Origin of the sequence: Archangium lansingense, assembly GCF_026626635.1 — a bacterium.
Taxonomy (GTDB): Bacteria; Myxococcota; Myxococcia; order Myxococcales; family Myxococcaceae; genus Archangium; species Archangium lansingense.
On the sequence record NZ_JAPNKA010000001.1, the window covers coordinates 11811178 to 11832310 of the forward strand.

20 protein-coding genes, 3 tRNA genes and 1 riboswitch are annotated in these 21133 nt (G+C 69.5%); of the genes, 5 read left to right on the forward strand and 18 right to left on the reverse strand.

The annotated features are described in order from the left end of the window. Window positions 1-30: 30 nt before the first annotated feature. From OV287_RS47090 to hprK, 8 genes are all read right to left on the reverse strand, one after another. Complete coding sequence (locus tag OV287_RS47090) at window positions 31-306, reverse strand: HPr family phosphocarrier protein (RefSeq protein ID WP_267540619.1); 276 nt, start codon at window positions 304-306, stop codon at window positions 31-33. A gap of 24 nt (window positions 307-330) precedes the next feature. Continuing rightward, window positions 331-1098 carry a PTS system mannose/fructose/sorbose family transporter subunit IID gene (locus OV287_RS47095; RefSeq protein ID WP_267540620.1) on the reverse strand — a complete coding sequence of 256 codons (768 nt, stop codon included), beginning with the start codon at window positions 1096-1098 and terminating at the stop codon, window positions 331-333. After that, a complete protein-coding gene (locus OV287_RS47100; protein ID WP_267540621.1) occupies window positions 1095-1817 on the reverse strand; it encodes a PTS sugar transporter subunit IIC in 723 nt (240 codons plus the stop codon). Before OV287_RS47100 ends, OV287_RS47095 begins: the two co-directional genes overlap by 4 nt. 4 nt (window positions 1818-1821) lie before the next feature. Beyond that, window positions 1822-2307 carry a PTS sugar transporter subunit IIB gene (locus OV287_RS47105; RefSeq protein ID WP_267540622.1) on the reverse strand — a complete coding sequence of 162 codons (486 nt, stop codon included), beginning with the start codon at window positions 2305-2307 and terminating at the stop codon, window positions 1822-1824. Between the two features lie 33 nt (window positions 2308-2340). Then, window positions 2341-2793 carry a PTS sugar transporter subunit IIA gene (locus tag OV287_RS47110; protein ID WP_267540623.1) on the reverse strand — a complete coding sequence of 151 codons (453 nt, stop codon included), beginning with the start codon at window positions 2791-2793 and terminating at the stop codon, window positions 2341-2343. A 347-nt stretch (window positions 2794-3140) separates the two neighbouring features. Further along, window positions 3141-5768 carry a DUF5916 domain-containing protein gene (locus tag OV287_RS47115; RefSeq protein WP_267540624.1) on the reverse strand — a complete coding sequence of 876 codons (2628 nt, stop codon included), beginning with the start codon at window positions 5766-5768 and terminating at the stop codon, window positions 3141-3143. Between the two features lie 130 nt (window positions 5769-5898). Continuing rightward, a complete protein-coding gene (gene rapZ, locus OV287_RS47120; protein ID WP_267540625.1) occupies window positions 5899-6765 on the reverse strand; it encodes an RNase adapter RapZ in 867 nt (288 codons plus the stop codon). After that, window positions 6762-7727, reverse strand: coding sequence for an HPr(Ser) kinase/phosphatase (gene hprK, locus OV287_RS47125; RefSeq protein ID WP_267540626.1), 966 nt, complete (start codon window positions 7725-7727; stop codon window positions 6762-6764). Before hprK ends, rapZ begins: the two co-directional genes overlap by 4 nt. Before the next feature lie 61 nt (window positions 7728-7788). Between hprK and OV287_RS47130 the strand changes: the two genes are divergently transcribed. The 4 genes from OV287_RS47130 to OV287_RS47145 all read left to right on the forward strand — a co-directional run bounded on the left by OV287_RS47130 (window position 7789) and on the right by OV287_RS47145 (window position 10923). Further along, on the forward strand, window positions 7789-9255 hold the full coding sequence (locus OV287_RS47130) for a glycosyltransferase family protein (RefSeq protein ID WP_267540627.1): 1467 nt from the start codon (window positions 7789-7791) through the stop codon (window positions 9253-9255). A gap of 60 nt (window positions 9256-9315) precedes the next feature. Then, a complete protein-coding gene (locus OV287_RS47135; RefSeq protein ID WP_267540628.1) occupies window positions 9316-9660 on the forward strand; it encodes a histidine triad nucleotide-binding protein in 345 nt (114 codons plus the stop codon). 117 nt (window positions 9661-9777) lie between these two features. Next, window positions 9778-10539: a YoaK family protein gene (locus tag OV287_RS47140; RefSeq protein WP_267540629.1), complete on the forward strand. Its 762-nt coding sequence runs from the start codon at window positions 9778-9780 to the stop codon at window positions 10537-10539. 123 nt (window positions 10540-10662) lie between these two features. Next, the gene (locus OV287_RS47145) at window positions 10663-10923 is read left to right on the forward strand and encodes a hypothetical protein (RefSeq protein WP_267540630.1); all 261 of its coding nucleotides are present in this window, start codon (window positions 10663-10665) and stop codon (window positions 10921-10923) included. Window positions 10924-10927: 4 nt separating this feature from the next. Here OV287_RS47145 and OV287_RS47150 read toward each other — a convergent pair whose 3' ends face one another. From OV287_RS47150 to OV287_RS47175, 6 genes are all read right to left on the reverse strand, one after another. Further along, window positions 10928-11722, reverse strand: a complete 795-nt coding sequence (locus tag OV287_RS47150) for an ABC transporter ATP-binding protein (RefSeq protein WP_267540631.1) — start codon at window positions 11720-11722, stop codon at window positions 10928-10930. Between the two features lie 22 nt (window positions 11723-11744). Beyond that, window positions 11745-14762 (reverse strand): serine/threonine-protein kinase, encoded by a 3018-nt coding sequence (locus tag OV287_RS47155; protein ID WP_267540632.1) that lies wholly within the window; start codon window positions 14760-14762, stop codon window positions 11745-11747. A gap of 104 nt (window positions 14763-14866) precedes the next feature. Beyond that, window positions 14867-16555, reverse strand: a complete 1689-nt coding sequence (locus OV287_RS47160) for an adenylate/guanylate cyclase domain-containing protein (protein ID WP_267542563.1) — start codon at window positions 16553-16555, stop codon at window positions 14867-14869. 93 nt (window positions 16556-16648) lie between these two features. After that, window positions 16649-17134 (reverse strand): QcrA and Rieske domain-containing protein, encoded by a 486-nt coding sequence (locus tag OV287_RS47165; RefSeq protein ID WP_267540633.1) that lies wholly within the window; start codon window positions 17132-17134, stop codon window positions 16649-16651. Continuing rightward, window positions 17131-17817: a cell surface protein gene (locus OV287_RS47170; RefSeq protein ID WP_267540634.1), complete on the reverse strand. Its 687-nt coding sequence runs from the start codon at window positions 17815-17817 to the stop codon at window positions 17131-17133. Before OV287_RS47170 ends, OV287_RS47165 begins: the two co-directional genes overlap by 4 nt. A gap of 2 nt (window positions 17818-17819) precedes the next feature. Further along, window positions 17820-19106, reverse strand: coding sequence for a hypothetical protein (locus OV287_RS47175; protein WP_267540635.1), 1287 nt, complete (start codon window positions 19104-19106; stop codon window positions 17820-17822). Between the two features lie 142 nt (window positions 19107-19248). Beyond that, a riboswitch (cobalamin riboswitch) is annotated at window positions 19249-19468 on the reverse strand. A gap of 84 nt (window positions 19469-19552) precedes the next feature. Between OV287_RS47175 and OV287_RS47180 the strand changes: the two genes are divergently transcribed. Next, window positions 19553-20446, forward strand: coding sequence for an ankyrin repeat domain-containing protein (locus OV287_RS47180; RefSeq protein ID WP_267540636.1), 894 nt, complete (start codon window positions 19553-19555; stop codon window positions 20444-20446). A 9-nt stretch (window positions 20447-20455) separates the two neighbouring features. Here the strand turns inward: OV287_RS47180 and OV287_RS47185 are convergent. The 4 genes from OV287_RS47185 to OV287_RS47200 form a co-directional block, all read right to left on the reverse strand. Beyond that, a tRNA-Leu gene (locus OV287_RS47185) sits at window positions 20456-20530 on the reverse strand. Between the two features lie 28 nt (window positions 20531-20558). Continuing rightward, window positions 20559-20632 (reverse strand) — tRNA-Gly (locus tag OV287_RS47190). A gap of 94 nt (window positions 20633-20726) precedes the next feature. Beyond that, window positions 20727-20798, reverse strand: a tRNA-Glu gene (locus OV287_RS47195). Window positions 20799-20894: 96 nt separating this feature from the next. Further along, window positions 20895-21047 (reverse strand): hypothetical protein, encoded by a 153-nt coding sequence (locus OV287_RS47200; RefSeq protein ID WP_267540637.1) that lies wholly within the window; start codon window positions 21045-21047, stop codon window positions 20895-20897. Window positions 21048-21133 lie beyond the last annotated feature (86 nt).

Below are 21133 nucleotides of genomic sequence, written 5' to 3' on the forward strand. Positions count from 1 at the left end.
CGTCTGCGGCGACTCGCCGCGCGTTTGGCTTCACTGCGACTCGCCGAACCTATTGGCGATGAGCTTCTGGATGTCCTGGAGACACGCCTCCGCGTCGTCCCCCTTACACGTCACCGTCACTTCCATGCCCTTGGCCGCCGCCAGCATCAGCACGCCCATGATGGACTTGGCGTTGGCTTTCTGGCCCTCGCACAGGAGCATCACTTCGCTCTTGTAGCGGTTGGCCACCTGAACCAACTGCGCCGCAGCCCGGGCATGCAACCCCAGCACGTTGATGATCTCGAATGTCCCTTCGGCCACACTCATTGCCAGTCCCTGTTCTCCTCTCTTCTACAAGAAGGCCCCTGCCACCCAGGCCAGTCCCGCTGCGAGATAGAGCACCACGTAGTTAGGAACACGACGGGCGACCAAGAGGTAGGACGCTACCCCCATGGCCAGGCAGCCCGCAGACAGCAAGGGTGCGAACCGGCCGCCCGCATTGGCTCCGAAAGTGACGGCCAGCCAGGCCGCCAGCCCGCCTGCACACCCCGCCGCCACCGCCCTCAGCTTCGCTCCCCGAGTGGGGAGATTTGCCCGCGCCACCGCCTCCACCAGCCTGTCCCCCAACGACAGTCCCAGCAAGTACAACCGGGCCCGGAGCGTCAGGTGGACGAGGTTGTAGAGGACGAGGAAGAGCACCGCCGCCCACGCCGCCAGCACCGGAACCAGCGCCGCGCACACCGCCCCGGTGGCCGGTTTGAGCGACAGCCAGAAGAAGCCATCCCCCAGCGCCGCCAGGGGGCCCATGAGGGCCGCCTTGAAGGCCACCACCCTGTCCGGCGGCTCCTCGCCCCGAGCAATCCGCTGCTCGTGGTAGAGGACCCCGCCCACGATGGCCGCGGCCACATACGGGTGGGTATTGAAGAAGACGAGGTGCCGGCGCACCGCCTCCTCGAGCGCCTGCTTGTCCGGGTAGAGCTTCTCCAGGGCCGGGTAGATGGCGTAGGCCAGTCCCAGGTTCTGCATGCCCTGGGGATTCCACGAGGCCTGCAGGAAGAGCGAGCGCAGGAAGACGCGCAGCAGCACTCCGCGGGTGAGGGGCGGGCTGACGACGCTCATCCCCCCTCCCTCAGGAGGTAGAGGTAGACCACCACGGCCAGCGTGACGGCTCCGGCCCCCAGGCCCGCGTACAAGGCGGCGCGCCGCGCATGGCTGCCCCGGGCGGCGATGGAGGCCGCCACCGAGGCCATGGCCGGGTAGGCCCACGCCAGGCCCCTCAGCGCCGGCAGCGGCAGCCGCTCCAGCTGCGGCCCGAGGAAGAAGCCCGCCAGCGCGCACGCGGCGGTAATCATCCCGAAGAGGACGAAGTGCGGCCACATGCCCCACAGGTTCTGCTGCATGGCCCGGGTGAGTTGGCCCGCCTCGGCCGAGGCCAGGGCCTTGCGCGCCAGCCGCGACGAGTAGCGCTCCAACCCGCGGTCCACCACCTGGCCCACCCGCCCCAACCCCACGAAGAGGAGGATGGAGATGGACCAGAGGGCCGGCGTGGAGCCCGCGCCCGTGGCGGCAGCCATGGTGGCCGCCGCCGCCGAGGTGCCAGTGGCCGACAGCGTGTCGTTGTCCGGCAACGAGGCGCCCAGGTTGGCCGTGCCCAGGTGGAAGAGCTCCAGCAACATGCCGATGAAGAGCCCCGAGGGCACGTCGTTGAGGAGCACCCCCATGACGGTAGCCGCCACCAGCGGCCGGGAGAACATGGCCTGGAGGAAGGCCTTGCGCTCCACTGCGACGAGGCCGCCCCAGATGCCGGCGAGCGCCACCTGGGTCCAGCCCACGTTCACAGACTCACGCCCCCTTTCCCCACCGCTCGAGCAGCTCTGGCAGCTCCACCGGCTTCTCCGCCGGGACCGCCCGCGCCTCCACCCTCATGCCCGAGCTCGCCAGCCGCTGCAGCGCCTGCAGCTCCGACTCGGCCAGGAAGACGGACGGCGACACCTGCCTCCGGCCCGTGCCGAAGTGCACGTTGCCCAGGTTGAGCTGCTCCACCTTCAGCCCGTGCGCCTGGGCGAAGGGCGCCGCCGCCACGTCCCGCAGCAGCACCAGCGTCTTGACGGAATCCTTGGAGATGGCCGCGAAGTCCACCTGCGCCAGAGGAAAAATCTGGACCTCGATGGCGCTCGGCACGGCCAGAGACATGGCCGCGCGCACCAGCGGGCTGCTGGCGGCCTCGTCGTCAGCGACGACGACGCGCGAGACCTTCAAATGCGGGAGCCAGGCCTCGACGACCTGTCCATGAATGAGGCGGTTGTCGACGCGGACCAGGGAGATCACAGCAGTCTCGAATCGCCCACCCTCGGGGGGCCGTCAAGTTCGCGGCGCGGGCGGCTGCGGCTGACGCTGCTGGGCCTCGCGCAACAGGGCTGAAGCACAGGTGATGTTGCGCTGTCCGTAGGACGCCAACTGGCTGGCCATCTCCGACAGCGGCAGGTCCTCCGAGCGCAGGGAGTTGGCCTTCAGGAGCATGGGCAGGTTCACGCCCGCGAGCACCTCCAGCTTGCCCGACTGACAGCGCTCCGAGCACATCATCAGCGACTCCTTGCACGGAGTGCCGCCGAAGAGGTCGGCCATGACGATGACGCCATCACCCTGATCCAAAGCGGCCACCGCCTGCCGCATCTTCGCCCGGAGCTCCTCGACAGAGGTTCCAGGCTCGATGTTGCAGGTGGCCACCGCGGGCAGCTTGCCCACGATCTGCTCAGCGGTCGCTACCAGCTCGTCCGCCAGACGTCCGTGCGATGCCACTACGAGGCCGACCATGATCACCTCTCACCAGCCCCCCCAGGGCTGCCTGACTACGCCTGAATGGTGCGATGCGCAACCCCCACCGAAAGTTTCCGTTGGCACCCAAGCCACCACCCTACTCGCTCCCACCTTCCCTTCCCTGAAGGAAGGTAAGGCAGGTTCCGCCTCCCCGCCCGCAATTTCACCGTCCAACGGACGATGCGCTGTCGGCTGCCAGACGAGGAGGCACGGGCAGCCGAGAGGAGGAACCCTCTATCACTTCCGCATCTTGCCACCCAATGGGATGGAGGCGCGCGAGCGAGGGTGTGAGGATGCAGGCGCGCAATCCGCACCCGGCCCTCTCCTGGAGGGAGAGGGAGGAGTCAGCCGGCGGGGAACCACCAGCTCAGCTTGAGGGCGAAGGTGTGGCCACCAGGAGAGGTGAGCGAATCCCCCAGGAAGCGAGGCGACAGCGGGTTGCCCTGGGCCGAGCGCATGGAGCGGTCCTGCTGCCACACGAGGAAGAGCGTGCTGCCCGGGCGCCACTCCCAGCGCAGCACCACGTTGCTGCGGAAGGAGCGCAGGTTGAAGTCCGGGTCGTCCAGGCGGAGGGTGGTGCCCCCATCCACCAGCTCCAGCCCCCCGTCAGCCAGGCGCGAGGAAGAGTCATAGCGGCGCAAGGTGAGGCCACCAGCCCGCTCCAGCTCGCCAAAGCCGCTGAAGGAGCCGCTGGAGGCGAAGGGCTCGGCGTAGGCCTCGATGCTCAGGTCCGGGGAGAGGAAGAGGTTGGCGCGCAGCCGCAGCGCCACCTCGCGACGCTGCACCGCGCCAAAGACGTAGCGCTTGCCGAACGTCTCCGCGCGGCCGCCCGCCAGCGTGTCCACGTACTGCACGCCCTCGGTGTAGAGCGAGGCGGAGGGCTCCAGGCCCAGGCGCAGGCGCCGGTGGGGCTGCAGGGTGAGCGAGGCCGACACGAAGCCGCCCCGGGTGCCCAGCTCGTACGCCCACGCCCCACCGCTCACGTTCCAGCGCGTGGTGTCGTTGAAGCTGTTCTCGAGGATGACTTCCCCGTCCACGCCCTGCCCCGTCTGCATGAGCGGCCCGCCTCGGGTGAGTGAGTCGGAGAAGGCACGCGGCAGGTACGTCACCCGGAACTCGCCCGCCCAGAAGTTGGGGAAGGTGGCCGAGCCGGTCAGCTCGAGGTAGCTGGACTGGCGTGTGAGGCCGTAGTTCCAGTTGGAGGCGGCGGACAGGCCCAGCTCCCAGTTGCGCAGCAGGCGGCCCGGGTTCGTCTCGCGGTAGGTGAGGCCCAGGTTGACGTCGAGGTCGTCCGCGGTGTTGAGCCGGCCCAGGTCGTTGAGCTCGAAGCCGGGGGACAGCGCGTTGGCGCTGGCGTTCCACAGCCAGTGCTCGCCACTCACCCGCTCCACCTTCGCGCCCACCGCGTAGCCGGACAGCGAGGTGGCCTCGGGATTCACACCCACGTACGTCTGGTCCGGTCGCTGGAAGTAGCGCGCGCTGGACTCCTGGAGGCGGGTGATGGCCTCGGGGTCTCCACGCACCAGGCTGCCGCCCGCGTAGCCGGAGATGAAGTAGTCGGTGCCCAGACGCAGCCGGAAGTCCGCGCCCCCCGAGTACGCCTCACGGGCGAGCTGCCGCGTGAGGCCCTGCCCATCACCGATGTGCCGGTACATCGTGGTGAGGGTGGCCCCCACCACCGAGCCGCCGGGCCCCAGCTCCTGCTGCGCGCGCAGCACGCCGAAGCCGGTGCGCGAATCCAGCTTCACCCGGCCCTGCGCCTGGGAGGCGAAGTCGTAGGTGTCCGCGAACGCGTCACCGGTGAAGGCGCCCAGGGCCCCCAACGACAGGCCCGAGGACAACCGCCCCGTGAGCTTCGCCGCGCCCCAGATGGTGCTGGCCCGAGGGGACTCGACGAAGTCCGCCCTCGCGGAGAGACGCGGCGCCCCCCCGACACGGCGCGAGTAGAAGTAGACGGGCCCGTAGCCGCTGCTGTTGTTGAGGAGCTGGCCGCCCTCGGTGAAGAAGGGGCGGCGCTCCTCGAAGAAGTTCTCGAAGACGGTGAGGTTCACCTGGGCCGGATCCGCGTCGACCTGTCCGAAGTCCGGGTTCACCGTGGTGTCCAGGGTGAGGTTGGGCCCCAGGCCAATCTTGGCGTCCAGGCCCGCGCGGCCCGAGTACGGGCGTCGGCTCTCGAAGGGCGTGCCCGCACGTGGGTTGGTACCCGAGACCGCCTGGAGGTCCCCGGCCACGTAGGGCACCACCTCGATGCGGCGCGAGGGCGCCACACCGCGGATGCCCGTCAGCTCGCCGAAGTGCGAGGCCCAGCCAGTGACATCACGCGGCACCACCACCCAGAAGGCGTCCTCGTTGCGGCGGGGGATGTAGCGGTTGATGTTGAAGCCCCACACCTGTTCCTCAGCGGCGTTGAAGCGCAGCTGCGAGAAGGGGATGCGCAGCTCGGCCACCCAGCCCTCGGACGTCTGCGTGGTGCGGGCCTCCCAGACGGGGCTGTAGGAGGAGTCGCGGACGTACTCGTGGTCCTGTGGGTGGTACCAGTCCACGCGCACACCCGCGGCAGTGACAGCGAAGCTGTAGGCGGTGCGCCGGTCCCGATACGTGTCCAGCGAGATGATGAGGCGCTCAGCGGAGCCGCTCTCGTCGCGCCGGGTCATCACCGTCTCGATGTCCTCGGGCTTGTCGCTGGCCATGCGCGCGCCCACGTAGAGGGCCTCCGCGTCGTAGACGAAGGCCACCTCGGTGCGCAGCGTGGACGGCTTGCCTTGCTCGGGCTCCTTCTGCAGGAAGTCGCTGGTGAAGGGGATGCGCCGCCAGATGTCGTCGTCGAGCACCCCGTCCACCCGAGGAGCCTGCTCCACGCGCACTGCCGCCAGACGCCGCTCGCTCACGGGAGCGGAGGGCTGGGCCCGGGCGGAGAGTCCCCCGAGGAGCAGGACGAAGAATGCGGCGAGCACGAGGGCGGAGCGCGGCATGGCGGGGCGAAGAATCACATTCGACCCCGGATGCGAGCCAGAACAAGAGGGCCCGCACGGGAGGCTCGCCCCGCCGGTTCTCGAAGCGAGGCGCCTCAGAACCCGCGAACCAGGAGGTAGCGCCGCGCGGCTACTCCTTCTCGACATCGCGGTGCCACAGCTGCACGCGCTGATGCTCCCCAACGAGGCGCTTGCGCAGCTCCTCGGCGATGGCCACCGAGCGGTGCTTGCCGCCCGTGCACCCCAGCGCCACCGTCAGGTAGGCCTTGCCCTCCTTCTGGTAGCGCGGGAAGAGGAACTGGCAGAGGTCCACCACCTTCTCCACGAACTGCTGCGTCTCCTCGCGGTCCAGCACGTACGCCGCCACCCGCGGATCCTTCCCCGTGAGCCCCTTGAGCTCCGGGACGAAGTACGGGTTGGGCAGGAAGCGCACGTCGAACACCAGGTCCGCCTGCGGCGGCACCCCGTGCCGGAAGCCGAAGGACATGACGGACAGCGACGGACCGCTCGTCGGCTCCGGGTTGAAGCGCGCCTGCACCATGCGCTTCAGGTCGTGCACGTTGAGCACCGACGAGTCGATGACCTGGTCCGCCAGCTCCCTCAAGTCATGGAGCGCCTCGCGCTCGGCTTGAATCCCCTCGGACACGCTGCCGGTGGGCGCCAGCGGATGACGGCGGCGCGTCTCGCTGAAGCGTCGGATGAGGCTCTCGTCGCTCGCGTCCAGGAAGAGCACCTCCACGTGGTGCCCCGCCCGGCGCACCTCGTCCAGCACCCGCGGCGCATCCAGCAGGAAGATGCCCTCGCGAGCGTCCACCACCAGCGCCAGGTGCTCGAACTGCCCGCCCCCGGCCAGCTCCGTCAGCTTGGGCAGCAGCAGGATGGGTAGGTTGTCGATGCAGAAGAAGCCGACATCCTCCAGCGCGCGAATGGCGGTGGACTTACCCGAGCCGGACATGCCCGTGATGATGACGACGTGCTTGGCGGGGGCCGTGTTCACTCGACTTCCTCACCCATGGAGCGGCGCATCGCCCCTTCGGCGATGGCGCGGTTGAGCCGCTCGGCGAACTCCCTCGCCGAGTGGTGACCCTGCTGCTTGAGCAACTGGTTGCGCGCGGCCACCTCGATGATGGTGGTCATGTTGCGACCCGGGCGCACCGGCACCACCGACAGCGGGATGTCCACGCCCACGATGTTCATGAACCGGTCCTCCACCCCCAGCCGGTCATACTCCTGCTGCGGGTCCCACTCGTGCAATTCAATCACGAGCTCGATCTTCTTGCGCTCGCGCACCGAGGCCACGCCGAACAGGTCCTTGATGTTGATGATGCCCAGGCCGCGGATCTCCATGTGGTGGCGGATGACGGGGTTGCCCGTGCCATACACCACGCCGGGCCGGCGCCGCGTCACGTCCACGATGTCGTCCGCCACCAGCCGGTGGCCGCGCATCACCAGGTCCAGGGCAATCTCACTCTTGCCGATGCCACTCTTGCCCAGCAGCAGGATGCCCACGCCGAACACGTCCATCAGCACGCCGTGCAGGCTGCTGGACTCGGTGAGGGCCTCCTCCAGGCAGGCCTGCACCTGCTGGATGAACTGGCTGGAGAGCAGCGGGGAGCGCATCAGCGCCAGCCCGGCCTTCTCGCACGCCTCCACCAGGGCCGTGGGCGGGGGGATGTCCTTGGTCACCACCACGCAGGCCAGCTCCTCCTGGAAGAGCGAGTCCAGCACCTCGCGCTGCCGCTCCTCGGAGAGCGTGCGCAGGTAGGAGACCTCCGTGTTGCCGAACACCTGCACCCGATGCGGGTGGAGGTGCTCGGTGAAGCCCGTGAGCGCCAGGCCCGGCTTCTGGATGCGTGAGGAGTTGACGCGGCGTTGCAGCCCACGCTCGCCCGCCACCAGGGTAAGCCGGAGGTCGTACTCGCGATCCTCGAGAAGCTGTGAGACCCGGATTGAGTTCATCGGCAAGGGTGGAATATCACCCGCCGGACCGTTTGCGTGGTGAACCCTGTGGTGAACCCTTATGTCCGCCTCCCCCCCCACCGCTGAAGCCCCCGCCGAGCGGCTCCTCGCCCGGGCTGTTCTCGTCCTGAGCCTGGGGGTGGGGGCCGCACTCCGAGTGTGGTTGGCGCTCACGGAAGACGGGCTCTCGTGGCCGGATGAGATCTACCAGAGCCTGGAGCCAGCGCACCGGCTCGTCTTCGGCTACGGGATGCAGGCCTGGGAGTTCATCGAAGGGGCCCGCAACTGGACGCTGCCCGGGCTGGTGGCCGCGCTGTTCAAGCTGTCCACGCTGGTGGGCCTGGAGGAACCCCGGGGATACCTGGGCGTGACCCGAGGCGTTTTCGGACTGATAGGGGCTGCAACTGCGTGGGGCAGCTGGCGGCTGGCCCGAGCGTACGGAGCTTCGGCGCTGGCGGCGGCCGCGGGGGCCTCACTCTTCGCGCTCGCGGCCGTGCCCCTGTACTTCGCCCCCCGGGCCATGAGCGAGAACGCCTCCGCGCTGCCGGTGGTGCTGGGACTGGCGCTGGCGCTCGCTCCGGGGGCCTCGCGCCGCGCGGGGGTGGCAGGAGCCTCGCTGCTGGGGCTCGCCGTGCTGCTGCGCCTGCAGAATGGCGTCTTCTGCGTGGGTCTGCTCGGAGTGCTGGCGGCCCGGCGCGACTGGAGGGCCCTGCGCGACGCGCTGGCCGTGCTCGCCGGGTGGGCGCTCCTCTTCGGGCTGCTCGACAGGCTCACCTGGGGCCGCTGGTTCCACTCGGCCCTGGTGTACCTGGACTTCAACGTCGTGAAGAACGGGGCCGCTGGCTTCGGCACCGAGCCTTTCCACTTCTACAACCGCGTCCTGTTCCGGGCCATGAGCGGTGTCACCCTGGTGACGGTGGTGCTGGCGCTGTTCGCGGCGCGGCGGGCCCCTGGGCTGCTCGGAGTGGCCGCCGCCTTCTACCTCCTCCACGCACTGCAGCCGCACAAGGAGCTGCGCTTCCTGGTCCCCGTGCTGCCCCTGTTCGCCGCGATCGCCGGCGTGGGGCTGGACACGGTGATGCGCCACCTGCCGCCCTCCCCCGCCCGGCTCGCCCTGCCACTGGTGGTGGTGGCGGTGGCGGGCTTCTCCGGCCTGCGCATAAGCGGGCTGACCTTCCGGGACCTCGGGCAGTACCCGGGGCCGAAGTCCCTCCAGAACGCCTGGGACGACTTCGGTCCCGTCAACCGCCTGCTCATCACCGCCGGCCGGCTCCCGGACGTGTGCGGCCTGAAGGTGGAGGCGGCGCACCTGGCATGGACGGGTGGCTACAGCTACTTCCACCGCGACGTGCCCCTCTATGCGCACAACGGTCCGGGGCGCGAGTCCGGCCTCTACAGCCACGTGCTCACCGTGTCCGGCGCCGTGGCCGATGGCCAGGTGGTGGCCTCCGAGGGCCCCTTCGCCCTGGTGCGCCTGCCCAGTGGCCACTGCGCTCCGGATCCGGCCTGGTCCGCGCGCCTTCCGTGAATCGACGTCCGCCCGCGAGACCATTTCCCCACGAGTACGGCCCTGCTAAGCCGAGGCCCCATGCCCGACTGCATCTTCTGCAAGATTCGCGACGGCCAGGTCCCCGCCAGGATCGTTCACCGGGATGAGCACTGCCTGGCCATCGAGGACATCAACCCCCAGGCGCCCACGCACCTGCTCGTCATCCCGCTCGAGCACATCCCCACGATGAACGACCTCACCGAGGCGCACCGTGAGTTGGTGGGCCACCTGCACCTCACCGCCGCGAAGCTGGCCCGCCAGCGCGGTATCGCCGACAGGGGCTACCGGCTGGTGTTCAACACCTGGCGCGATGCCGGGCAGACGGTGTTCCACATCCACCTGCACCTGCTCGGTGGACGCCCCATGGAGTGGCCTCCGGGGTAGAGGCGCCCACCCGGCTGCTCCACGGACAGGAGTCCCCGCACCTCCACATCGGCACCATGAGGTGCGGCATGCTATTCACGGACGACGCCGTCCGCTCACGGGGGTGACTCGCAAACCATGTTCAGCGCAGCGACACCGCGTCGCAGTCGCCTCGCCTATTCCACGCTCGCCCTGCTGTTGGCCGCGGCCGCTGGGACTGTCAACGCCACCAGCTTCTTCGCCTTCGGCCAGCACCTCACCCACATGACGGGGCACGTCACCGCGGTGGGCGAGGCGGTCGCCAGCGGGAAGTGGGAGGGCGCCCTGCTGGCCGGCCAGATGGTGCTCGCCTTCGTGGTGGGTGCCATCACCGCCGCAGCGCTGTTGGATGCCTCGCGCCACCGGCAGCGGGGCCGCCATGCTGGAGCCCTGCTCGTGGAACTGGTGACGCTCGGCGGGGTGGGCCTGTGGTTCCACGAGCACCCCGACAGCAACGAGCCCACGCTCATGTGGAGCCTGGCGTTCGCGATGGGCCTGCAGAACGCTCTCGTCACCCGCGTCTCCGGCGCCGTGGTGCGTACCACCCACCTCACCGGCGTGCTCACGGACATCGGCATCCAGCTGGTGCGCATGGCCGTCTGGGTGCGCGACGGGGCCCGCGAGCGGGGCCTGCGGGGCCTCTGGCGCAAGATGTTGGACCTGCCCTCCGCCGAGCAGTTCGAGCGCACCCGGCTGCACGTGGGCCTGGCCCTCGCCTTCTTGCTGGGCAGCATCCTCGGCTCGGCGCTCTACCTGCGCTACGGCGCACCCGCCATGGCCATGCCCTGCGTGGTGCTGCTGCTGGTGATGGCGCTCGACGTCAGCCCCGCCGGAAGCCACGCGCCCGCCACGAGCCTCTAGAGCAGGCTCCCGTGCGTCGAGGAACAACCGGGCGGGCGAGCGCTCCTGCCCGGTGTGGTCGCTCCCCTCTCCATCCCTACCTTCATGGGACAGCACAGCCGCATTTCCGTCAGGAGAGAGACGATGAAGCGCTGGTTGGGATGGACGATGGTTCTGGGGTTGGGCGGGGCGCTCGCCACGGGTTGTGCCTCCCGGCAGGAGGGCACCGGAACGGGTGGGTCTGGAGACCAGGGCGTCTCCATGGCGGTCCGAGAGAACCTCGGGCCCTACAAGATCAGCGCCCCGCAGGAAGTTCCGCGTGAGCGAAGGAACGCCCCCCTGGGCGTAGGCGCGGGGCCGGACAACGCCCGAAGGATGGCCCTGGAGCAGCTCAAGAACCCGTGAGTCGCTAACGCCCCTCGGCCGTCCACCGTGCGCGCGGGGCGAACAGCCGCGCTCCCGAGGGCGCGCTCGCCATCTCCATGGGCACGCCATAGAGGGCCTCGAGCCGCTCGCGCTGGAGCACTTCCGGCGCGGGGCCCTGGGCCAGCACGTGCCCATCGCGCAACAGCAGCACGTGGGTGGCAAAGGCCGCCGCCAGGTTGACGTCGTGGAGCACCGCCACCGCGCCCAGGCCCTTGTCCACCCGTGCGCGCACCCGCTCCAGCGCGCCCACCTGGTGGGCCACGTCGAGGAACGCAGTAGGCTCATCCAGCAGCAACAGCTTCGGTTGCTGGACCAGAGCACGAGCCAGCAACAGCATCCGGCGCTCGCCCCCTGACATGGCCTCGCAGGAGCGCTCCGCCAGGTACGCCACCCCGAGTTCCTCCAACACCGCGCGTGCCACCGCCTCGTCGCTCGCTGAGGTGAGGCCCCACAGGCCGAGGTGCGGACTGCGCCCCATCAACACCAGCTCCAGCCCGCTGAAGCCCTCGGCAGGCTCGAAGCTCTGCGGCACCCACGCCACGTTCTGGGCGAGTGCCCGCGCCTCCCACTCCGCCCGCTCCCGCCCCAGCAGCCGGATGTGGCCGCGCGTCCATGGCATGGCCCCGAGCACACTCTTCAGCAGCGTGCTCTTGCCAGTGCCGTTGGGTCCAAGCACAACCCACAGCTCGCCGGCCCGCACAGCGCAGTCCACGCCGCGGAGCACGGGGGCGGGCCCATAACCGGCGCTGAGGCCCTGAATGTCGAGGAGCGTGTCCACGGCGCGTCGGCAGGGCTCCGCTTCAGGAGCCCTTCTTCCTCTTCTGAATCTCCCGCTGCAGCGCCCGCACCTTGCCGAGCAGCTCGGCGCTCTCGACATCCCCCATGTCCATCACCTCGGACTCGAGGTCCTCATAGCGGCTGCACAGCAGATCGAGACTCTCGCAGGCGTAGATGCGGGTGAGTGCCTTGTAGGCCACGCGCGTGCGGGCCCACTCCTTCTGCAGCATCGACTGATTGCGCGAGGACACGCGCTTGCGCGAGACGGGACGCTTGCTCGAAGCGGACGCCGTCGCGCTGGGCGGAGCCGCGAGCGGAGCGAGCAGGGACTGCTCCGGGGACAGGTCCTCGCCCAGGGGAGAACCTGTGCCCCCAGCCGGTGCAGCCTCGGGAGCCGCGGCGAGCGCCTCCGCCGGAGCAGCAGCCGTCCCCACGTCGGCCGGGACGGACGTGGGCTCCACCGTCCCGGTGCGCTCCGCATTCGCAGAAGCGACCTGCGGGGAGCCAGCCTCGGCGCCAGGCGCCGCGGCCTCGGAGGGTTTCGGAGCCTGGGCCGCCTTCTTCGGCGGCAAGAGAGGACGCGCTGGCGGAGGCTCCACCACCGGCTCCGGCTCTTGATGCATGAAGAAGGAGACGGCCCCCAGACCACCGCCCACCAGCAGCAGCGCGGCGAGCACCCCGGCGATCCACTTCCACGCGAACGGCCGTGTCGGGGTAGCCGTGCGGCGGGTGATCTCCTGCGGAACCTGCGGCTCCACCTCACCAGGAGTGTCACTCGTGGCCTCGCGCGTCTCGTTGCTCCGAGCGCTGATGGCCGCCACCCTCGAACTGGAGGACGTCGGGCGCGGGGAGACCACGGGCGTGCCCGTCGACGTCACGCGACGACGAGGCCGCCGCGTCTTGCCTCCCTGCGACACCTCATCGTCCGAGTCGCGCGTCAGCGATTCATCGAGCACCACGCGCGGCTGCGTGTCCTGGCGATACACGTCCTGCAGCACCACGCGCGGCTGTGTGTCCTCGTGGCCCGGAGCCGGCACCTGCATGCGCGGGTTCGTGTCCGCCAGACCGATGTCATCGCCCAACTCCATGCCAGTGACTGGCGCGGCGGAGTCCGGCTCCTCAGCCTCCCACTGGGGCTGGGACTCCCCCCATGCCGCCCCCCCAGCCTCACCCGTCTCGAAGGACACCGGAGGCGCCAAGCGAGACTCCTGCGCCGACTCGCTGGCGCTCAGCTCCTCGTCCGCGCGGAGCGGCTCCGACCAGATGGGGGTGTCCTCGATGCGCACCGGGCCGGGCTCGTCCGGGAGCGGCTGCTCCGCCAGGGGCATCGCCGGCAAGGTGACCGCTCCAGAGGACACCTGCACCTCGCGCGTCGGAGCCCCACCGAGGGTCGGCACAGACGGCACAAGCGGGACCCGCGGCGCGGGAGGCGCCAGTCCGCCGGAGAGAACAGAAGCCCGAGCCATCGCGGCCCGTGCCGCACCCGAGCCCGGTTCGGAGGAGAGCACTGGCGGAACGGCGGGCATGCCGGTCCGAGACATTCCCGCGGCCCTCAAGGCACCGGAGCCCGGTTCGGAGGAGAGCACTGGCGGAACGGCGGGCATGCCGGTCCGAGACATTCCCGCGGCCCTCGAGGCACCGGAGCCCGGCTCCGGAGACAGCAGCGGAGAAGCGGCGGGAGCACGCGGAGCACTGGGAGCGGGGACTGGATTCCGAGGAGCCACGGGCGCCGTGAGCCCCGAGATGTCCACCGTGGGCGAGCCCCCTGAAGGCGAATGGCGCTCCTTCCTGGACTCCTCGATGGCCTCCACTGCGACAGCAGGCCGAGTGGGCTCATCCACCACCGTGGCGGGCACGGCCGGCCGCGTCTCGCCGTCATCCCGCACCGGGCCACCCTCGCGGGTGCGCGGCGTGGGCTTGAAGGAGAGCGGCTCGATGGAGCCATCCAACCGGATTGTCTTCGGTGGCAGCTCCGATGGAGGCCTCGGAGGAACACCCTCCGGCATTCCGATGACCACGGGCTCCGGCTCGGCCGGACGTCCCGCCTCCCGGAGGCTCATGAGCAGCCGCCGCTCACCCTGGTACTCCGGGCCGAACAGCTCATGCATGTACCGGCTGACGCTCTCTGGGCCCGCGGCGGGGTCCAACTCCAGCAGGCAGGCGTTCAGCTTCCCGCGCAGCTCCTCCGCCGTCTGGAAGCGCTGGGCCGGGTCCACCGCCAGCGCCTTCATCACCAGCTGCGTCACCGAGGGCGGCGCGAACGGCACCACCTCGCCCAGCGGCTGCACGTTCGGCTGCCCCACCGCGGACATCAGCTCGCCCGGGGGCAGCAAGTCGAAGGGGTTCCTCCCGGAGATGAGCTCGTACAGGCACAGGCCCACCGCGTACAGGTCACTGCGCCTGTCCACCGGTTGGTGCTTCGCCTGCTCCGGCGACATGTAGAGGAACTTGCCGAGGATGATGCTCGGGTTCGTCTTCGCCGCGCTCAGCCGGCTCTTGGCCAGGCCGAAGTCGATGACCTTCACCTCCCCCTCGTAGGAGATGAGGATGTTCTGCGGAGAGATATCCCGGTGCACGAGGTTGAGCTCGCCCTCGTCATCTCCCTTCTTGCGGTGCGCGTAGGCGAGCGCGTCCAGCACCCGGCCCATCACGAACAGGACGAAGGTGAGAGGCAGCGGCTTCTGCCTGTCCCTGGCCCGCGCCGCCACCTTGCGCAGGTCCTTGCCGTCCACGTACTCGAGGGCCATGTACGCATCGCCCTCGTGCAGGCCCATGTCCAGCACCTGCGCGATGGAGCCATGCGACAGCTTCACCAGCGTGCGCGCCTCGCCCACGAAGCGCTCGACGAACTCCGGGTCCTCCGCGAGCTGCGGCAGTATCTTCTTGATGACGCACAGCTTCTCGAAGCCCTGTGCGCCCTCCAGCCGTGCGAGGAAGATTTCTCCCATCCCGCCGGTGGCGAGTTGGGACAGCAGCGTGTAGCGGCCGAACGGCACGGGCCGGAACGGACGCAGTCGAGCGTTCGAAGACGACGGGTTCATGCCGGACGCTGGGCGCTCATGCTCGCAAGGGGGGCACCCATGCTCGCATTGTTCTGGGTCCGAGTGCGAGCCTCAGCCCAACACCACAACCACACCACCCCACCTCAGCGCACACCGGGATTGGTGAGCTGGGGGATTTCCTCGTCCACGACCTCGAAGGCAGCGACCTTGTCGCGAGGGGCGCGCAGGAGGCGCTCTCCGAGGGGAACCACGTCGAAGCGGGCGCCGATCACCGCGAGCGTCTTGCCGGTGATGAGCACCTGGCCGGGCGAGGCGGTGGCGGCCAGCAACGAGGCCACGTTCACCCCGTCGCCCACGGCGGAGAAGGAGGGGCGGGACTCGGGGCCCACGAAGCCCGCCAGGACGCGGGCGGTGTTGATGCCGATGCGCAGCTCGCACCGCTCCTCCGCGGGGCGGCGGGCCATGTGGCGCTCCCAGTCTTCGCGCAGGGCGAGCGCGGCCCGCACGGCGCGCACGGCGTCGTCCGGCTTGGAGGCGGGAGCGCCGAAGAGGGCGCGCAGCGACTCGCCGAAGAAGCTCTCCACGATGCCCTCGAAGCTGAAGACGAGCCCGCCCAGGCGCGAGTGGAAGTCGTTGAGCAGCTCGGTGGTGCGCAGGGCACCGAGCTTCAAGCCCAGCGAGCCGAAGCCGGCGAGCTCGGCGTGGACGATGGTGAGGTTGCATTCCGCCAGCGCGGGCAGCCTGCCACCGGAGCGCTGGGCCTCGGCCGCACGCCGATCGGCGACCTCGGGCCCGAAGAAGCGCTCCAGGTGGTGGCGCAGTGGAGGCGCCCCCCCGCCCGAGGAGGCGGAGAACTTCTGCACGCCAGTGGCCACCAGGTGGGCCACGGCGGTGCAGGTATCGAGCATGATCTCCAGCTCGGTCTCGTTCTTCGCGGAGGTGTTGACGTAGAGGACGCCGGAGAAGGGCGGCTCGAGCCCAATGGGGATGCAGAGCACCCGGTCCACACCATAAAGGATGACGCTCTCGCGGCCGGCGAAGCGGCGATCGTCGCGCACATCGCCCACCAGGAGCGCGCGGCCCTCGCTCATGGCCTGCTCGATGATGCCATCGGAGACGGGCACCTCGCCCTTGGCGAGCTTGCCGCGGTGGCGCACGGCGGCGGGCACGAGGACCCCGGTGGGGTGACGCAGCAGCACCACGGCGGTGGTGGCGTCGATGCGCTCGAGCACCCGGTCCATGGTGGCCTCGAGGAAGGCCGTCAGGGTGGTGGAGGTGGCGAGCGCCTCGGCGGTGTGGAAGAGGAGGAGGAGCGTCTCGTAGGCGCCGCGGGGAGCCTGGGGCGTGACCGGTGCGAAAGGTGCGGCGGTGGCCGGGGTCTCGTCGAAGGGGCTGGAGAAGTTGTCGAGCGCCCGCAACAGGTCCACGTTCTTGAGGTTCTTGGCGAGGATGACGGAGGGCCCCACGTCGTCGCCATGGCCGAAGCGGCGCACGCCTCCGGCGCCCAGGTCCACCATCTCGGTGGCGGCATTCTCCACCTGGTTGGGCTGGCGTACCGAGAGGGTGTTCTCACCCAGGGAGATGGTGTCACCGGGGTGCAGGTCGATGCTGCCCTGCAGGGGTGCTCCGTTGACGCGGCTGCCGTTGCGGCTGCCGAGGTCCTCGATGCGCAGGCTGTCCCCCTCGGCCACGAGGCGGGCGTGCCGGCGAGAGACGAGGTCGCCACCAAGAACGATGTCGTTCTCATCCGCGCGGCCGAGGTGCGTGACGCCCTCGGGCAGCTCGTAGGCAGTGTCGAAGTAACCCGGGCCGTTGATGATGATCTGCCACATCGCGGCGGGGAGATTACACGACCCGGCCACGCCGTTCGCCTGGGGTAACCATTGACACCCGGAGTCAAATCCGCCCCGGGCGGATCCACGCCGTCAGCGCGGCCGGTGGATCCACACCGAGTCATCCACCCGTGCCACCCTGAAGGCTTGTAACGGGCGGGTGGCGGGGCCGAGCAACACCCGGCCATCCTCGGCGAAGCGCGAGCCGTGGCAGGGGCACTCCAGGAGCGCCTGCCCGGGCACGTAATCCACATGGCAGTCGCCATGGGTGCAGATGTGCCAGACGGCGGAGAGGCAGCCCGACGCGGTGTGAATCACCACCACGTCGAGCAGGGCCTCGGGGACGCGCACCACCGCCGAGCCCCCCGGCTTCCTCAGCGCCGGGTACTCGGAGAGCTTCACCTCCACCCACCCCTCCTCGGGACGGCCGGGGGTGACACCGCAGGCCTCGGCATCGGAGTACGGGAGCACGGTGGCCTCCCGCCACTCGGGACCGCAGCCGGCACAGAGCGCGGCGAGGGCACAGGTACCGTGCAGCAGCGAGCCGAGCACGGCGCGCCGGTCGAGCTCGGACCTCACTTCCACTCGCAGATGGGAGAGGCGTTCACCACGGCGATGGCATCCAGGTCGAAGCCGCCGGAGGTGAAGCCATAGGAGTTCTCCCCGCTGTCCTTGATGCGGACGAAGCGAGCCCGAGCCACGCCGAGGGTGGCCAGGTCGAAGCCGTCACCGCCCGCCACGGCAGGGTCCGTAGGGCTGAGGCCGTTCTCCGGTGAGGAGAAGACGTGCTTCACGCCCGCGCAGCCGGGGTAGCCGTTGGCCTTGTCCGCGGGGGCGCAGGGGAACTCGTGCCACGTCTGGCCGTCCTCGCTCACCGCGACGAAGGCCGTCTCCGCATAGTTGCCGAAGGGGTTCTCGAAGACGAGCAGGTCCACGCCGGGCCCGTCCACCACGCCGAGGTCGGTGAGCTCGAGGACAATCTGCCCCCCCTGGCCCAGCGAGAGCACGTCCAGCGAGCCCATGCCGGAGCCACCGCCGTGGGGCGGTCCGAGCACGATGGTGGGGTAGCCGTCCTGGCCGAAGCCGGCGGAGGCGCCGGGCTGGAAGGAGGCCACCTTGTCGGCGAACGGGTTGTTCTCGCTCGCGCAGACCACCGGGACCGGGGGGTCCTTCTCCTCCTCGGAGGGACCCCCGCAGCCCACGGCGAACACGGCCAGGACGAGACAGGCGCTCCAGCGCGCCAGGGTGCCGTGCGTCTTCATGACTATTGCGGCAGCTGGAGACGGACGATCCGGCGGCCGTTCTTGTCCTTCACGCCAACGAGGAGGTCCGCGCCCATGGGAGCCATGAGCACCACCGAGGTGCAGCGGTTGCTGGTGGTGAGCACGGGCGAGAAGTCGCCAGCGGTAACGGTTCCAGGAGTGATGCCCCCCACCGTCAGAGAGATGCGCGAGACATCGTGCGTGAACTCGTTGAACGAGGAGTCGTAGACGCTGCGGCGGATGGCCACGCCCTCACCGAAACCGTCGATCTCCGCGAGGCTGGCCTCCGGGTGCTCGGACGAGGCGTAGATGCTGGGCGCATTGGCGTCGGAGAGAGCCAACGTCGTTCCACCCGAGAAGGCGGGCGTGTACGTGGCGGGGGCCACCGCGCGCAGGAAGTTGGCGTAACCCTGGTCGGTGTCGCTATACCCGAGCACCGCCACATTATTGCTGGCGAGCGCCGTATAGCCGCTGGCGGGGTTCGCCACCGGGAAGGTGGCCAGCTTGAAGCCCGAGAAGGGCCGGGCGTCCGTCTTCAACGCGTAGACGGCGGCGCCGCCCTCGGCCACACCCTCGAGGCCCGTCCCGTTGATGAGGAAGCCACCGGAGACGCCCACGGCGGTGTAGTTGCCAGGCGCGGAGAGATAGACGGTGTTGCCCGGGGTGGCTGAGTCATAGACGAGCACCTTGCCGGGGAAGCCGGCCCCCGCCATGGTGTAGCCCGTCAGCAGCCGGGTGCCGTCGTTGGTGAGGTACCCGCCCGGGAAGGTGCTGCTGCCACGATCATCCTCGGGAATGACGGCCTGGAGGGGCGTCGTGCTGGAGGCGATGGTCGGCCAGGTGCCGAGGTTATAGAGACTGTTATCGGCACCGTGCAGGCCATACAGCTTGAACTCGCTCCCACCCTGAACGGCGGTCACCGCGCCGATTCCATCCGGGAGCGCCACGGACTCGGTGGCGGCGTAGCCCGTCTGGAGCTGGAGCGTGCCGAGCTTCGGGTCATGCGGCAGGTCCGCGCACGCGACGCCCGCGTCGGTGCCGGCATCGGTCCCCGCGTCGCTCCCGGCATCCGTGCCCCCAGTTCCCGCATCAGCGAGGTCCCGCACCACACAGCGGTTGGCCTCACATACGTAGCGCTTGCCCTCGGCGGGAGTGCCCCGCTCTCTCACGCAGTCGAACTGGTCCACGCACTCCTCGCCACAGCCCGTGGCCAGCAGCCCCAGCGACAGAGCACCCAGCACCACCGCGAAGCGGCCGAACCGCCCCGAACCCATCGTTCCCGTCTTCATTCTCGTCCTGCTCCTCGCCCCCTCGGGCGGAATGCCTTCGAGGAGGAGCGGGAGCGGGATGCGCACCGGGAACGGCCTGACAGAGGACGCACACGGAGGCGCACCCGCTGCCTCCCCTCGGAGGCCTCGGTGTTGTCCGTGCCATCGGCACGGGTCCTCGGCAGGTTTTCGGACTCACGGGCCTCGTGGCCTCGCATGGAGACCACCCTGTCTACTGGCCGTCGCTTCCCAGTCCTCGGAGAGGACCAGTGCATCCTGACGGTTTTCGTTCCCGTTCACCGCTGCGGGGCAGTCCCGGACTCTCACCGGGTTCCCTCGAGTCCCCACCCGAAAGTGAAGAAACCGAAGACGGGGCGCGGGATATGGCGACGGGGAAGCTTTGTCAACTGCGAGCACTACGGGCAGGACTCGAACCCGTCTGGTGTGGCTCCGACTAAACTTCGCGTATGGCGGCTCTCGATGCGGCGCTGGACGAACTCTACGCGGGCGATGCTGCGGCCCTCGAGCGGTTGCTACGCGCCAATCCAGCGTTGCTACATGCGCGCGTGACGTCGGCTGAAGGCCCCTACTGCGGCTACTTCCACCAGGCGACATTGCTGCACCACGTTGCCGGCAACCCGCTCATCCAGCCGCTGCCGGCGACGACGACGGAGCTTGCCCGGCTCATCCTCGAGCTCGGCGCCGAGGTCGACGCCGCCACACAGCCAGGACCCGCGCAGCCCGATGACATCGGGTGGAGCACCCTCGGCCTGGTGGCAACCAGCGACGCCGCCCGCAGTGCCAGCCACCAGCGGCAGCTGCTCGAGCTGCTGCTCGCGTACAGCGCCAATATCGACTTCCGCAACGGAGGGCCGCTCGTGGGCGCGCTCTACTACGGCGAAGCCGAGGCGGCGCGCTTCCTCGTCGAGCGTGGCGCACGGTACGACCTCGTGACCGCCGCGGGGCTCGGCCGCATCGAGCTGATGGCTCGGTTCGTCCGCGACGATGGGACACTCACGCCGGACGCACATGCCCTGGTCCACTACAGCCAGGTGCGAGACCGCCCCGCATCACGCGCCGACATCCTGGGCCTTGCGCTGATCTTCGCGAGCATGGGCGGAAACCGCGATGCGGCAGCGTGGCTGCTCGATCGTGGTGCCAGCGTACAAGCGCGGCCGCCGTTCGATCATGCCGCAACGCCGCTCCATTGGGCTGCGCTGCGCGGACACGCCGAGGTGGCGTCACTCCTGCTCGACCGCGGTGCGGACCGCACGGTGCGCGACACCTCATTCGATGCCACGCCGCAGGGCTGGGCCGAGCACGCGGGACATCAGGCTGTAGCGGCGCTCATCGCGCCCTAGACTTGCGAGTACCGCGGGCGGGATTCGAACCCGCAACCTCTGCGTTCTGAGCGCAGCGCCTCTACCAGGTTGGGCTACCACGGCATGTGCTTCCACTGCTGGGACTGCGAAGAGCGGCCGGCGGGATTCGAACCCGCGTAACCCTGAGTGGCGCTCAGGGGCCTCGAGCCTCTCGGCCACGGCCGCGTTTGTTGCTGCGCTCCTGCAGGGAATCGAACCCTGTTCACACGGTAGACGGCCGTGCTGCGATCCAATCGCATCCAAGAGCTTGTGTTGCGTGTACCCCGTACGGGAATCGAACCCGTCTTTCCGCATTGAGAGCGCGGTGTCCTCGCCGATAGACGAACGGGGCAGGAGAGCAGGACCCGGAAATGCAAAAGGCCGGGTCCCTTTCTGGGAGCCCGGCCTCTGAGTCCCGTGCCTCGTCTGAGACGAAGGCACGGAAGCTTCAGAGTCCGGGCTGTAGACCACCCGTCAGCTCGAGTCCGAGCAGGAGGTCCAGAGCGGTAGCCAGATCGGTACGCGAGAGCGCGTCGATGCCAGTGTCAGTATCGTTCAGGGACTTGAGGTTCATCGGGCTCTGCTTCGTCACCGTCGTCATGGTCACCGCTCCTTTCAGCGGAAATAGACGCAGCGTGAATACGTTCCTGACAACGCAGAAAACATTACGGCGCTCGCGCTACTTCG